Origin of the sequence: Streptomyces poriferorum (genome assembly GCF_019399235.1) — a bacterium.
GTDB classification, from domain to species: Bacteria; Actinomycetota; Actinomycetes; order Streptomycetales; family Streptomycetaceae; genus Streptomyces; species Streptomyces poriferorum.
The window spans coordinates 21,183-34,458 of the sequence record NZ_JAELVH010000092.1 but is presented as its reverse complement, the minus strand read 5'-3'; the positions used below and the strand labels follow the sequence as shown (position 1 = coordinate 34,458).

Genomic DNA, 13,276 nt, shown 5'->3' with positions numbered 1-13,276 from the left:
GGTCCAGCGGCCGGTCGCGCGGCAGCCGGGCGATCCGGGGCACGAACGGGAAACTGGGCTCGGGCGCGGCGACGTCGTCGGTCTCGCCGATCAGCGAGCGTGCCTCGTCGTCGACGGCCTGGACCAGGCGGCGCGGCGGATCGTAGGTCCAGCTCGCCGAGTGCGGCTCGCCGGCGACCCGGTAGACCAGGAGGACCTCCCAGGTGCCGTCGTCGCGGCGCCAGGAGTCCCACTGGACGGTTTCCTTGTCGGCGCCGCGCAGCAGAAGGCGTTCCTGCACCGCCTCGCCGAGTTGCGGGCCGGTGCCGGTGTTCTCGCCGGGACGGCGCACGGGAGTCTTCCGGGCCCGCTCGGCCATGAAGGCGCGCTCCGCGAGCACGGGGCCCTCGAAGCGGCGGACACGGTCGACCGGAATCCCGGCGAACTGAGCGACCTCCTCCGCGGAGGCACCGGCTCGTATCCGGGCCTGGATGTCGCGGGGGCGGAGGTGACTCTCCACCTCGATCTCGATCTGGCCGAGCCGCGCGCGGTCGTTGCGCACGGCGGCTCGCAGCCGCTCGTCGATCGGAAGCGTGTACTCCGTGCTGTCCGCAGCCTTGAGCACCAGTCGTGTGCCGTCGTTGGAGACGGCCACGACACGCAGTTCGGGCATGGGGACCTCCCGGGTGGTGCCTGCCGACGTCACGTGCGTCGCTGCTTCCGCTAGTCGAGTGTGGCCTGCCCGGGTGCAGCCTGCCACAACATTGCCGTGTTGCCCGGCGTGTCGGGCGTGAGCCCTTGATCGCCGGTATGGCACGGTGACCTCTTGCGCAACGCAAAGTGACCGATGGTCACTCCGCGTAGCCGGCCTCCGTGCGATGCCGCGGCGCCGCCGGATCGAGTGCCTCCTTCGGCCCCCTCCCGAAGGTTCCGGACTTCCACGCGGGAGTCCGGCCCCAGGGCTCGCCACAGTACTCCATTCGGGCCATCGGGGTGGACCGCCGCGCCGCCGAAGTTCTCGTGAGGCAACGGAGTTGAAGTACCCCGTTGAAGGCGGGATGCCCGCAATGCGTGTCCTCCTTCACAGAATCAACGTAAACGGAACTATCCGCTTCGCTCAAATGTCCCTTGTTGTTGCATGGTGGGAGAGATGTCAACCAAGGGCTGGAAATGGTGCAGAAGCCAGAAAGTGACACAGAACCCAGAGAAAGGCGGATAGATCTGAGCCTGCCCCAGGTGGCGGGCAGTGCGGTGGCGGCGGTCGCGGCGGCGGTGGCGGCTTCCCAACTGGGCGTGTACGGGACGATTCTCGGCGCCGGGGTGATGAGCATCGTGGCCACGTGCGGCGGCTCGGTCTTCCAGCACTTCTTCCGCCGCACGGGCGAGCAGATCCGCGAGGTCACCGTCCAGGTGAAGCACCCGGGCCGCGAGGTGACGGTCCACACGCGCCAGACGCGGGACGGCGGGGACCCGGACGCGCGGTGGGAGACCTCCGGGACGCGGGTCGCCCTGCGCGAGGCCGCCGGGTCCGCGGACGCCACCGCGATGCTGCGGCCTCTGGATGCCACGACCGTGCTCCGGCAGGTGGACCCCGCGGACATGCCCGTGGGCGGCACCGCGAAGGACGCCGACGCCACGACCGTCCTGCGGCAGGTGGATGCCACGACCGTGCTGCGGCAGGTCGACGCCACGACCGTGCTGCGCAAGGCGACCGCCGACCCGGACCGTACGCGGCTCATCGAGTCGCCGGCCGGAACCCGGCAGTTCGCGGGGGCCCCGGCATCCGACGACGCGTTCACCCGGGCGACCACGCACGGCACCCGGATCCGCGGCTGGAAGCGCTCGGCCCTCGGGGCGGCCGTGGTGTTCGTCGTGTCGATGATCGGGATCACCACGTTCGAGCTGGTCTCCGGCAACGACCTGAGCGGCGGCCACGGAACCACGGTCGGCTCCGTCGTGCGCGGCGAGCGGGGCTCGGGTTCGTCCGACCCGGCACCGTCCACCGGCACCGACCCGGAGCAGGACGCCACGACGCCCGGCGAGGACGACGCCACGGCCCCCGGCGCCGACCCGCAGGACGGCCGGAGCACGAACCCGGATCCGGACCGGGACGGCGCCTCCACGACCGAGCCGACGCCGACGCCCACGCCGTCGGAATCGACTGGCGCCGACACGGCGCCGCCGCCCGCCCCCAGTCCGACCACCGGCGACGGCAACAGCTCCACACCCGATCCGACAGGCACGGGCAGCGCTCCGGCGCAGGAGGGCGACGCGCCTGCCGGCACGGACACCGGGGAGTGAGGGAGGAACCGGTTAGCACCTTCCCTCGGACGCCGTCGGCCTCCGCCCTGATCCAGGGCGGAGGCCGACGGCGTCAGGGGACGGGGCCGGCTCAGTCGCCCAGGACCCGGCGCAGGTAGTCGTTGGCGAAGAGCCGGCCGGGGTCGAGCCGGTCGCGTACGGCGGTGAACTCGCCGAAGCGCGGGTACACCCCGGCGAGGTACTCGGCGTCACGGGTGTTGACCTTGCCCCAGTGCGGACGGCCGCCGTGCGCGGTCATGATCCGCTCGACCGCCGTGAAGTACGCCTGGTAGGGCGTGCCCCGGTACAGATGTACGGCGATGTACGCACTGTCCCGGCCCGAGGCCGTGGAGAGCGCTATGTCGTCCGCGGGGGCGGTGCGCACCTCCACCGGGAAGCTGATCCGCAGCGGGGAACGGTCCACCATCGCCTTGACCTCGCGCAGCGCGCCCACGGCGGCCTCACGCGGCAGCGCGTACTCCATCTCCACGAACCGCACCCGGCGCGGGCTGGTGAAGACCTTGTAGGGGATGTCGGTGTACGTACGCGCCGACAGGGCCCGGCTGGAGAGCTTGGCGATCGAGGGAATCGTGGCGGGGACCGCCCGGCCGAGCGAGCAGGCCACCTGGAAGACGCCGTTGGAGAGGAGCTCGTCCTCGATCCAGGCGCCGACCTTTCCGGGCGGGGCGGCCGGGCCCGCGCTGCGGTTGTTGCGCTTGGTGTTGCAGTTTCCCGTGTGCGGGAACCAGTAGAACTCGAAGTGTTCGTTCTCGGTCACCAGCTGATCGAAGTCCGCCGTGACCTTGTCGAAGGCCATCGGCTCCTCACGTGCCGTCAGCAGGAAGACCGGCTCCACGGCGAAGGTGAGGGCAGTGATGACGCCCAGCGCGCCGAGTCCGATCCGGGCGACGGCGAAGATCTCCGGGTTCTCCGTCTCCGAGCAGGTCAGCACCGTGCCGTCCGCGGTGACCAGCTCCAGGGCACGGATCTGCGCGGATATGGAGGCCGAGTCGCGGCCGGTGCCGTGGGTGCCGGTCGAGGTGGCCCCGGCGACCGTCTGCTCCATGATGTCGCCCATGTTGGTGAGCGAGAGCCCCTCGCGCGCCAGCGCGGTGTTGAGCCGCTTCAGCGGGGTGCCTGCCTCGACGGTCACCGTCATCGCCGTGCGGTCGATGTCGCGGATGCCGGTGAGCAGATCGGGGCGGATCAGCAGCCCGTCGGTGGCGGCGGTCGCGGTGAACGAATGGCCGGTGCCGACCGGCTTCACCTTCAGGCCGTCCTCGGACGCCCTGCGCAGCGCCTCGGCGAGTTCGTCCACGGAGGCGGGGGACACGGCCCTTGCCGGGCGGGCGGTGACGTTCCCCGCCCAGTTACGCCACGCGCTCGTCGTCGTCCGTGCGTAGGTGTCGGTCATCTTCCCCGCGCCCTTCCGTAGGAACCGGCCCTGTGAGCCGGCGGTACCCCAGGAACGCCACCGCGGCCGCGAGCGCTCCCGCCACGGCGGGCACCGCGTACCCCGCCTTCGCCCCCGACGCGTCGACCACCCAGCCGGCGGCCGAGGAGCCGAGCGCCACGCCTACGGCGAGCCCGGTGCTGGTCCAGGTCATGCCCTCGGTCAGTCTGGTGCGCGGTACGTGCTGTTCGACGAGGGCCATGGTCGTGACCATCGTCGGTGCGACGGAGAGACCCGCGACAAAGAGCGCCACGGCCAGGAACGGCAGGTTCCCGGCCAGTTGGAGGGGGATCATACTCACGGCCATCGCACACACTCCCACCAGCCACCGGGTGGATGACCTGCCCTTGAGATGCAGCAGGCCGAACACGGCCCCGGCGAGGCAGGATCCCAGCGCGTACACCGCCAGTACCAGGCTGGCCGCCGCCTTGTGGCCCTGCTCCTCGGCGAAGGCCACCGTCACCACGTCGACCGCCCCGAAGATCGCCCCGGTCGCGACGAAGGTGACCACGAGCACCTGGAGCCCGCGCGAGCCCAGCGCGGAGCCCGTGGTGTGCCGCGCATGCGGGTGCGGCACCGGTTCGGTGGCCCTCTGGGCGGTCAGCCAGAGGACTCCGACGAGCAGGAATCCGGCGGCTACCAGCGGGCCCGCCTCCGGGAACCAGGCGGTGGAGAGCCCGATGGAGATGATCGGGCCGAAGATGAAGCAGACCTCGTCGACGATCGACTCCCACGCGTACGCCGTGTGCAGCTGCCGCGGCGAGCTGCGGTAGATCTCCGCCCAGCGTGCCCGGACCATCGACCCGACACTGGGCACGCAGCCCGCACCCGCGGCGAAGACGAACAGGGTCCAGTCGGGCAGCCGCTGCTGCGCGCAGACCAGCAGGCCGGCCACCGCCGCCAGCGCGACGAGTGTCACGGGACGCAGCACCCGGCGCTGCCCGTACCTGTCCACCAGCCTGGACACCTGGGGTCCGACCACCGCGGCCGACATCGCCAGCGTCGCGGACAGGGCGCCCGCCAGCCCGTACCGGCCCGTGAGCTGGGAAACCATGGTCACCACGCCGATGCCCATCATGGACAGCGGCATCCGGCCGAAGAAGCCGGCCGAGGAGAACCCCTTGGTGCCGGGGGCGGCGAAGATCGCGCGGTAGGGACTGGGCAAGGAGGGCTCCGCTACGGCGTGATCACACGCGGTGTCAGGGGTGAACGTGGCCGATACAGCTTACGGGCGCGCAGCTGTGCCCGACAGCGGGATTCCCGGCGGACGGGCCCGGACGGCCGGCGGATGCGAGCCGTGGCCATGGGGCGGATGTCGGTGGGAGACGGACCGCGGGCGGGTGGCAGGATCGATGTCATGTCCGATCTGCGCGATCCCGCTCCCTACGACGCCCTGCTGCTGCTCTCCTTCGGAGGTCCCGAAGGCCCGGACGACGTGGTTCCGTTCCTGGCGAACGTGACCCGTGGCCGGGGGATCCCCGAGGAGCGGCTGAAGGAAGTCGGCAAGCACTACTTCCTCTTCGGCGGCGTCAGCCCGATCAACGCTCAGAACCGGGCGCTGCTCGACGCACTGCGCAAGGACTTCGCGGAGCACGGGCTGGATCTGCCGGTGTACTGGGGCAACCGCAACTGGGCGCCCTACCTGACCGACACCCTGCGCGAGATGGCCCGGGCGGGGCACCGCCGCATCGCCGTCCTCGCGACGAGCGCCTACGCCTCGTACTCCGGCTGCCGGCAGTACCGCGAGAACCTCGCCGAGTCGATGGCGGTCCTGGAGGCCGAGGGCCTGCCGGTGCCACGCGTCGACAAGCTGCGGCACTACTTCAACCACCCCGGCTTCGTCGAGCCGATGGTGGAAGGCGTCCTCGCCTCGCTGGCCGAGCTGCCGCCGGAGCAGCGGGCGGGCGCGCATCTCGCCTTCACCACGCACTCGATCCCCACCTCGGCCGCGGACAGCTCGGGCCCGGTGGAGGCGCACGGCGACGGCGGTGCGTACGTCGCCGAGCACCTGGACGTGGCGCGGCTGATCGTGGCGGCCGTGGCCGGGCGGACCGGCGTCGAGTACCCCTGGCAGCTCGTCTACCAGTCGCGCAGCGGCGCCCCGCACATCCCGTGGCTGGAGCCCGACATCTGCGACCACCTGGAGTCGCTGCACGGGGACGGGGTCCCCGCGGTGGTCATGGCGCCCATCGGCTTCGTCTCGGACCACATGGAGGTCCTCTACGACCTCGACACCGAGGCCACCGCGAAGGCGGCCGAGCTCGGGCTCACGGTACGGAGGTCCGCGACGGTCGGTGCCGATCCGAGGTTCGCGGCCGCTGTGCGCGACCTGGTGCTGGAGCGCGCCGCCACCGAGAAGGGCCTGGACCGGGAGCGGTGCGCGCTCGGGAGCCTCGGGGCGAGCCACGACCTCTGCCCCGTCGGCTGCTGCCCGGCCCGGGCGCTCAAGCCGGCCGCCGCGGGCGCCGACAGCCCGTACGCGTAGAACGATCCGATCCCTACCCCTCACCCCTCCGGGAGCGCCGTGACCGACCCCCTGCTGTCCGAACTGCTCGACCTCGCCCTGGACGTCGCCCGTCGCGCCGGTGCGCTGCTGCGTGACGGCCGCCCCGCCGACCTGGGGGTGGCCGCGACCAAGTCCAGTCCGGTGGACGTCGTCACCGAGATGGACATCGCCGCCGAGAAGCTGATCACCGGCTTCCTGTCCGAGCGCCGCCCGCACGACGGCTTCCTCGGGGAGGAGGGCGCCAGCTCCGAGGGCAGCAGCGGCATCCGCTGGGTGATCGACCCGCTCGACGGCACCGTGAACTACCTCTACGGCCTGCCCACGTGGGCCGTCTCCGTCGCCGCGGAACGCGACGGCGAACGGATCGTGGGCGTCGTGGAGGTCCCGATGCGCGGAGAGACCTACCACGCGGTCCTCGGCGGCAGTGCGTACGCAAAGGGCGGGGCGTACGGGGAAGGCGCCAGGCTGCGCTGCCGGCCGGCCCCGCCGCTCGACCAGGCGCTCGTGTCGACCGGCTTCAACTACGTCGCCGACGTCCGCGCGCACCAGGCGGACGTGGCGCGCGTGCTGATCCCGCGGCTGCGGGACATCCGGCGCGGCGGTTCCGCGGCCATCGACCTCTGTGACGTCGCCGCCGGGCGCCTCAACGGGTACTACGAGCGCGGCCTCCATCCGTGGGACCTCGCGGCCGGTGACCTCATCGCCCGGGAGGCGGGCGCGCTGACCGGCGGGCGCCCGGGACTGCCCGCCGACGGCGGCCTGACGGTGGCCGCGGCGCCCGGGGTCTTCGAACCCCTCCAGGCGCTGCTGGAGGAGCTGGGCGCCTGGCACGACTGAGAACCGGCTGTCCACGGCCCTGGGAAGGCCGCTGAGCGGGCCGTGGACGTCACCGGAACCGAGAAGGCCCCGCGGATGCGCATGCGGCACCGCGGGGCCTTCTCATGACTGCTCAGACGCTCGTGGCGCCGATGTGAACACCGTGCTCGGCAGCGAGGCGGTGCAGGTCGTCCAGCTCGCCCTGCTCGACGTCCGCAAGGAAGTCGTCGCCCGTCTCGCGGGCCTTCGTGAGGTCGGACTCGGTGGTCTGGATGCGTTGCAGCAGACCAGCGGTGAAAGCGTCCATGAAGCGCCCCCTCATCGTGGGTCGGTGGCACGGGGGTGTGCCCGGGTTTCCCTCCGCCGAGGCGGTAGGGCGGGTGATCACGCACTCTCCGGGGGACGGAGGGGCCTGTGGGTGCCACATACAAGACGTGATCGCGGGTGTGAATTCGTCCTCCCCTGCCCAACCCTCAGAGAAACCTCAACTGGCCCGGGAATCCTTCGAATTCCCTGAAGCCGCAGGTCGGGCCGCGCCGTCTTACCGCCGGTTTATACGCGTTACAGGCAGGATGGAGCCGCACAGGCCGTGCCGGGACACGGTCCGGACCATGGACCACGGGTCCGTCCGGACGCTCCGCCGGTCTGCCGGGAACGCTGTGAAGTCACGCGGCGAAGTCCCGCCGTGAAGTTCTGCCGTGAAGTTCTAAGGAAGGAAGCGCCGTGCGCGTACTCGTCGTGGAGGACGAGCAGCTGCTCGCCGATGCGGTGGCCACCGGATTGCGCCGTGAGGCCATGGCCGTCGATGTCGTGTACGACGGCGCCGCGGCCCTGGAGCGCATCGAGGTCAACGACTACGACGTCGTGGTGCTCGACCGGGACCTCCCCCTGGTGCACGGCGACGACGTCTGCCGCCGGATCGTCGAGCTGGGTATGCCGACCCGGGTGCTCATGCTCACCGCTTCGGGGGACGTCAGCGACCGGGTGGAGGGGCTGGAGCTCGGCGCGGACGACTACCTGCCCAAGCCCTTCGCCTTCAGCGAGCTGACCGCCCGGGTCCGGGCGCTGGGCCGCCGTACGACGGTCGCCCTGCCGCCCGTCCTGGAGCGCGCCGGGATCAAGCTCGACCCCAACCGCCGTGAGGTCTTCCGCGGCGATCAGGAGGTGCAGCTCGCTCCCAAGGAGTTCGCGGTGCTGGAGGTCCTGATGCGCAGCGAGGGCGCCGTCGTCTCGGCGGAGCAGCTCCTGGAGAAGGCCTGGGACGAGAACACCGACCCGTTCACCAATGTCGTCCGGGTGACCGTCATGACCCTGCGGCGCAAGCTCGGCGAGCCGCCGGTGATCGTCACGGTGCCCGGCTCCGGCTACCGGATCTGAGGCCGGTGCCCACCGTTCCGCCGCCCGCGGCGGCGCCCCCGAAACCCACCTGGGAGCCCAAGCAGCAGGAGCCCCCGTACACCTGGCTGCGCCCGACCATCCGGATACGGCTCACCCTGCTGTACGGCGGCATGTTCCTGATCGCCGGCATCCTGCTGCTGTCGATCATCTACATGCTGGCCGCCCAGGCCCTGCACGTAGGCAGCGAGCTGCCGTTCAAGATCGTCAGCGGCAAGGTGACCAGCGAGATCTGCAACCTGCCCGAGAACGCCCCGGCGGACGACTTCAACGCCGCGGTGAACACCTGCGTCAACCACCAGCGCCAGCAGGCGCTCGACACGCTCCTCAACCGGTCGCTGCTGGCTCTGGTGGGCCTGAGCGTCATCGCCTTCGCCTTCGGCTACGCCATGGCCGGGCGGGTGCTCTCGCCGCTGGGCCGGATCACCCGCATCGCCCGCAGGGTGGCCGGAACCGACCTGTCCCGCCGCATCGAACTGGACGGCCCGGACGACGAGCTCAAGGAGCTGGCCGACACCTTCGACGACATGCTGGAACGGCTGGAGCGGGCCTTCACCGCGCAGCAGCGGTTCGTCGGGAACGCGTCGCACGAGCTGCGCACGCCCCTGGCCATCAACCGCACACTGCTGGAGGTCCACCTCTCCGATCCTCAGGCGCCTCCCGAGCTCAAACAGCTGGGCAAGACGCTGCTGGCCACCAACGAACGCAGTGAGCAGCTCGTCGAGGGCCTGCTGCTGCTCGCCCGCAGCGACAACCAGATCGTCGAGCGCAAGCCCGTCGACCTGGCCGAGGTGGCCTCCCGCGCGCTGGACCAGGCGCGGGGCGAGGCGGAGGCCAAGGGCGTGGAGATGCGCAGCGAGCTGGCCCCGGCCGTCGTCCAGGGCAACGGTGTCCTGCTGGAGCGGATCGCGCTCAATCTCGTACAGAACGCGGTGCGCTACAACGTTCCGGCGGACGGCTGGGTCGAGGTCAGCACCGAGCTGATGCCGGGGCAGGCCCTGATGGTGGTCACCAACACCGGACCCGTGGTGCCCGCCTACGAGATCGACAACCTCTTCGAGCCCTTCAGACGGCTGCGTACGGAGCGGACGGGCAGCGACAAGGGGGTCGGTCTCGGCCTGTCGATCGCACGCTCCGTCGCGCGCGCTCACGGAGGCCGTATCATCGCGGAGCCCCGCGAGGGCGGTGGTCTTGTGATGCGCGTCTCACTGCCCGTCTGAGAAGCTGGACGGGGCACGATGTGCGCGGATTATTTTTGTTCGCTTTGAGCGGAATTTTCGGGACTCGATCCCGGGAGGACCGTGTGTGATCGATCACAGGAGCGAATTTCTGCCCGTCCACGCTCCGTGATCAGGGATCCCGCCGAAAATCCGGCAAAAGTCGGGTTTTCGGGGGTCAATATCACGGGAAGTACACGGGGTGGTGCTGGCAAACGGCACCGCCGGGACCGTGTACGGTCCCCATCGCCACCCAAGCTGATCACTCTCGAGCGGTCCTTTTGGGTGTCGATTGAGTAACAGACCTTGATGTGAGGCAAAATCTCCGCCTCGGGTCGGGCACAAGTCCGGCCTCTCACGCGTTACGTGCGCTGAGACACCGCAGACACCCAGAGGGGGAGAGCGACAATGGCAACGGATTACGACACCCCACGCAAGACCGACGACGACGTCGATCAGGACAGCCTTGAAGAGCTCAAGGCTCGCCGGAGCGACAAGACGGCGTCCGCCGTCGACGTCGACGAATTCGATGCGGCCGAAGGACTGGAACTGCCCGGCGCAGACCTGTCCAACGAAGAACTGGCCGTAAGGGTCCTGCCCAAGCAGGCCGACGAGTTCACCTGCATGAGCTGCTTCCTCGTGCACCACCGCAGCCAGCTGGCCCGCGAGAAGAACGGTCAGCCGATCTGCCGCGACTGCGACTGAGGTCCGGTCGGCCGTGGCAGGGGACACACCGTTCCGGAAGCGGCGCTCCCGGCGCAAGAAGGCGCCGGAGGCGCAACAGGGCGGTACACGCCCGGCAGAAGGCGTAGCAGCGCCTGCCGAGCGGTCCGCCCTGCCACCCACGCCGGGCGAACACGACGACGAGCGGGGCCGGTCGGCCTCGCTCGAAGCGGTCGAAGCAGCATTCGCGGCCATCGAGGCGGCCGCGGAGGTCGACACGGCCGAAAGGGCCGGACAGGTCGACAGGACGGAGCCCGTGACCGGGGCAGGCCGTCTGAAGTCAGTGAAACGGGGCGTACGCAAGGGCGGGGAGAGCGCCAAGGCGGCGATCGGTCATATCGCCGACCTGATCATCGATATCGCTCCCCGCGTCCCTGTACGCGACCTTGCCACCCTGCGCAAGCAGTTCCCGGGCCTGGGGCCCGACGAGATCGCCGACCGGCTCATCGCCGGCGCGAGCAGGGCCACCGCGACCGTCGGCGCCGGAATCGGCGCAGCGGCCATGATGCCCGTCCCGCCCGCCATGCTCGCCGAGCTGGCCGCGGAGATCACCGGTGTGGCCGCGATCGAGATGAAGCTCGTGGCGGAGCTGCACGAGGTCTACGGACTGCGCCCGCCCGGCAACCTCGCCCAGCGCTCCACCGCCTACCTCACGTCCTGGACGGAGGAGCGCGGCATCGACGTCGCCCACCCCACGACGGTGAACGCGGCGCTCGGCGGCCAGATGAAGCGCGAGCTGCGCCAGCAGATCATGAAGCGCACCGTGCGCGATCTGCCCAATCTCATCCCGTTCATGATCGGCGCCGCCGTCGGCGCGATGATGAACCGGCGCGACACCAAGAAGCTCGCCGAACGGGTCAGGAAGGACCTGCGCGAGCGGCAGACCCCCTGGGACCGTCTGACCGACCTTCCGCCCCTGGAACGGCCGGAGCGCCCATACAGGGCCCTGCCCGGGAGCGCGGAGGGCCACGAGGACCCGAAGGGCCACCAGGAGCCGGAGACCTAGGCCCTGTGGTCGGACTCCCGTCTGCCCCGCGGCATCATGCACGCACTCCCGCCGCACCGGACACAGGCCCGAGTACGGCCGGTACGGGGGCTTGCGCCCGGCACACCGAGAGCACGCACCCGCCCCCCAGGGCCGCCCTTCGGGCCACGGCGGGAGTTCGACGACAGGCCCTGGGGTCTTCGGCGACGCCGCAGACGCGCGTGCCGACCCCGCCGGCCCGGCGTGATCCGAACGAGAGGCCTGCCCTAGGCCGGGCCGGCCGCCTTCAGGGCCGCTGCCAGCGCCTGCGGCTCGCGGGTCGACAGATACACGTACGGGGTCGGGTCCTCGGGATCCGTGACCTCCACGCGCACCGCCGTCGGGATGTAGCTGCGCAGCAGCATGAAGGCCCGGGTGTCCGCCTTGTGCGAGCGCCAGGCGCGCGCCTCCTCGGCGTCCAGCACCTCGGCCTCACCGAGCGCCGACACGGGGATCCGCGCGTCGCCCGCGACGAGGGCGCCGGCCACCACCCGGATCCGCGCGGAGCCGTACGAGCTGACCGCCACCGCCGACAGCACGGTGCCGCCGGCCAGCCCGGCGAGCAGGGGCAGGGTGCCCAGCGGCAGCAGCATCAGCGCGCACGCGATGCCGACCAGCAGGGCGATGAACCACCACGAACGGGGTGCGGTGAGACGTTCGTCGAACGGCGGGGTGGAAGGCTGCATGAACCCAAGCTTGGCACGGCGCGACCTGCGGGTACCCGCGCGGGTAAGGTCTGCGGCTGTGAGTGGAACATCTGCGGCTCTGAAGCCCCCCGCCGACGCGGTGAAACCGGTCCGGCATCCCGACGCCCCGGCACCGGGCGAGCTGCTCGGCGCGCACTACGAACACTGTTTCGGCTGCGGCGACGGACAGCCGCACGGGCTGCACCTCCAGGCGCGGGCCGGTGAGGGTGTCGGCGTCACCGCCGAGTTCACCGTGCAGGCCGCCCATCAGGGCGCCCCGGGCCTCGCCCACGGCGGAGTGCTGGCCACCGCGCTGGACGAGACGCTCGGCTCGCTGAACTGGCTGCTGCGCGTGATCGCGGTGACCGGACGGCTGGAGACGGACTTCGTCCGCCCCGTGCCGGTGGACACCGTGCTGTTCCTGGACGCCGAGATCACCGCCGTGCACGGGCGGAAGATCTACTCCCGGGCGACCGGCCGGATCGGCGGCCCGGACGGGCCCGTCGCGGTCCGCGCGGAGGCGCTGTTCATCGAGGTCAAGGTCGACCACTTCATCGACAACGGCCGCCCGGCCGAGATCCAGGCCGCGATGGCCGACCCCGACCAGGTCAAGCGGGCCCGCGCCTTCGAGGTGAACCCCTGATGCGCCACCCCGTGGACGTCCTGATCCGCCGGCTCGACCCGGAGGTGCCGATTCCGGCGTACGGGCACCCGGGCGACGCCGGAGCCGACCTGGTCACCACCGAGGCCGCCGAGCTGGCGCCAGGTGAGCGGGCCGTACTTCCCACCGGGGTTTCGATCGCCCTGCCGGACGGGTACGCCGCGTTCGTGCACCCCCGGTCCGGCCTCGCCGCACGGTGTGGAGTCGCCCTGGTGAATGCTCCGGGGACGGTGGATGCCGGGTACCGTGGAGAGATCAAGGTGATCGTCATCAATCTCGACCCGCGCGAGTCCGTGCGGTTCGAGCGGTTCGACCGGATTGCCCAACTGGTCGTGCAGCAGGTCGAGAAGGTGCGCTTCCACGAAGTGTCGGAGCTTCCCGGTTCGGCGCGGGCCGAAGGGGGCTTCGGGTCCACCGGCGGTCATGCCGCCGTTGATGTTGATGGCGTCCGGGGCGGGGTTCCCCAGGGCGGGAACGGCTACGCTTCGGTCGAATCCGACCGGGAAGGAAAGTGA

Annotated in this window: 14 protein-coding genes; 9 read left to right on the top strand and 5 right to left on the bottom strand. The window is 71.0% G+C overall.

Features of this window, described 5'->3' with window-relative positions; all coding sequences use genetic code 11:
• On the bottom strand, nucleotides 1-685 hold a 685-nt coding region (gene sepH, locus JGS39_RS17825), incomplete at its 3' end, for a septation protein SepH (RefSeq protein ID WP_219570124.1).
• A 464-nt stretch (nucleotides 686-1,149) separates the two neighbouring features.
• Here sepH and JGS39_RS17820 point away from each other — a divergent pair.
• Complete coding sequence (locus JGS39_RS17820; RefSeq protein WP_219570122.1) at nucleotides 1,150-2,280, top strand: hypothetical protein; 1,131 nt, start codon at nucleotides 1,150-1,152, stop codon at nucleotides 2,278-2,280.
• A 91-nt stretch (nucleotides 2,281-2,371) separates the two neighbouring features.
• Here JGS39_RS17820 and JGS39_RS17815 read toward each other — a convergent pair whose 3' ends face one another.
• Together JGS39_RS17815 and JGS39_RS17810 are read right to left on the bottom strand one after the other, a co-directional pair.
• The gene (locus tag JGS39_RS17815; RefSeq protein WP_219570120.1) at nucleotides 2,372-3,694 is read right to left on the bottom strand and encodes a D-arabinono-1,4-lactone oxidase; all 1,323 of its coding nucleotides are present in this window, start codon (nucleotides 3,692-3,694) and stop codon (nucleotides 2,372-2,374) included.
• Nucleotides 3,651-4,898, bottom strand: a complete 1,248-nt coding sequence (locus JGS39_RS17810; RefSeq protein WP_219570118.1) for an MFS transporter — start codon at nucleotides 4,896-4,898, stop codon at nucleotides 3,651-3,653. Before JGS39_RS17810 ends, JGS39_RS17815 begins: the two co-directional genes overlap by 44 nt.
• A gap of 192 nt (nucleotides 4,899-5,090) precedes the next feature.
• Between JGS39_RS17810 and JGS39_RS17805 the strand changes: the two genes are divergently transcribed.
• Nucleotides 5,091-6,218 (top strand): ferrochelatase, encoded by a 1,128-nt coding sequence (locus JGS39_RS17805; protein WP_219570117.1) that lies wholly within the window; start codon nucleotides 5,091-5,093, stop codon nucleotides 6,216-6,218.
• Nucleotides 6,219-6,257: 39 nt separating this feature from the next.
• Complete coding sequence (locus tag JGS39_RS17800; RefSeq protein WP_219570115.1) at nucleotides 6,258-7,076, top strand: inositol monophosphatase family protein; 819 nt, start codon at nucleotides 6,258-6,260, stop codon at nucleotides 7,074-7,076.
• A gap of 112 nt (nucleotides 7,077-7,188) precedes the next feature.
• Here JGS39_RS17800 and JGS39_RS17795 read toward each other — a convergent pair whose 3' ends face one another.
• A complete protein-coding gene (locus JGS39_RS17795) occupies nucleotides 7,189-7,362 on the bottom strand; it encodes a flagellar hook-basal body complex protein FliE (protein WP_187285335.1) in 174 nt (57 codons plus the stop codon).
• 416 nt (nucleotides 7,363-7,778) lie between these two features.
• Here JGS39_RS17795 and JGS39_RS17790 point away from each other — a divergent pair, with 416 nt between their 5' ends.
• The 4 genes from JGS39_RS17790 (at nucleotide 7,779) to JGS39_RS17775 (ending at nucleotide 11,396) form a co-directional block, all read left to right on the top strand.
• A complete protein-coding gene (locus JGS39_RS17790; protein WP_018551468.1) occupies nucleotides 7,779-8,432 on the top strand; it encodes a response regulator transcription factor in 654 nt (217 codons plus the stop codon).
• 5 nt (nucleotides 8,433-8,437) lie between these two features.
• Complete coding sequence (locus JGS39_RS17785) at nucleotides 8,438-9,670, top strand: sensor histidine kinase (protein WP_219570113.1); 1,233 nt, start codon at nucleotides 8,438-8,440, stop codon at nucleotides 9,668-9,670.
• A 405-nt stretch (nucleotides 9,671-10,075) separates the two neighbouring features.
• Complete coding sequence (locus tag JGS39_RS17780; RefSeq protein WP_003965732.1) at nucleotides 10,076-10,372, top strand: DUF4193 domain-containing protein; 297 nt, start codon at nucleotides 10,076-10,078, stop codon at nucleotides 10,370-10,372.
• A 13-nt stretch (nucleotides 10,373-10,385) separates the two neighbouring features.
• Nucleotides 10,386-11,396, top strand: a complete 1,011-nt coding sequence (locus tag JGS39_RS17775; protein WP_219570111.1) for a hypothetical protein — start codon at nucleotides 10,386-10,388, stop codon at nucleotides 11,394-11,396.
• A 245-nt stretch (nucleotides 11,397-11,641) separates the two neighbouring features.
• On the opposite strand, the gene JGS39_RS17770 is transcribed toward JGS39_RS17775, so the two are convergent.
• Entirely contained in the window at nucleotides 11,642-12,100 is a 459-nt protein-coding gene (locus JGS39_RS17770; RefSeq protein WP_219570109.1) for a DUF3093 domain-containing protein, read from the bottom strand.
• Nucleotides 12,101-12,158: 58 nt separating this feature from the next.
• On the opposite strand from JGS39_RS17770, the gene JGS39_RS17765 reads away from it, so the two are divergent.
• On the top strand, nucleotides 12,159-12,743 hold the full coding sequence (locus JGS39_RS17765) for a PaaI family thioesterase (RefSeq protein WP_219570108.1): 585 nt from the start codon (nucleotides 12,159-12,161) through the stop codon (nucleotides 12,741-12,743).
• Nucleotides 12,743-13,276 carry a dUTP diphosphatase gene (gene dut / locus JGS39_RS17760; protein WP_219570107.1) on the top strand — a complete coding sequence of 178 codons (534 nt, stop codon included), beginning with the start codon at nucleotides 12,743-12,745 and terminating at the stop codon, nucleotides 13,274-13,276. Before JGS39_RS17765 ends, dut begins: the two co-directional genes overlap by 1 nt.

Bases quoted from the DNA above. Each gene is read 5' to 3' on its own strand.
- JGS39_RS17820 (WP_219570122.1), top strand. From the start codon at position 1,150: ATGGTGCAGAAGCCAGAAAGTGACACAGAACCCAGAGAAAGGCGGATA.
- JGS39_RS17815 (WP_219570120.1), bottom strand. From the start codon at position 3,694: ATGACCGACACCTACGCACGGACGACGACGAGCGCGTGGCGTAACTGG.
- JGS39_RS17805 (WP_219570117.1), top strand. From the start codon at position 5,091: ATGTCCGATCTGCGCGATCCCGCTCCCTACGACGCCCTGCTGCTGCTC.
- JGS39_RS17795 (WP_187285335.1), bottom strand. From the start codon at position 7,362: ATGGACGCTTTCACCGCTGGTCTGCTGCAACGCATCCAGACCACCGAG.
- JGS39_RS17780 (WP_003965732.1), top strand. From the start codon at position 10,076: ATGGCAACGGATTACGACACCCCACGCAAGACCGACGACGACGTCGAT.
- JGS39_RS17770 (WP_219570109.1), bottom strand. From the start codon at position 12,100: ATGCAGCCTTCCACCCCGCCGTTCGACGAACGTCTCACCGCACCCCGT.
- dut (WP_219570107.1), top strand. From the start codon at position 12,743: ATGCGCCACCCCGTGGACGTCCTGATCCGCCGGCTCGACCCGGAGGTG.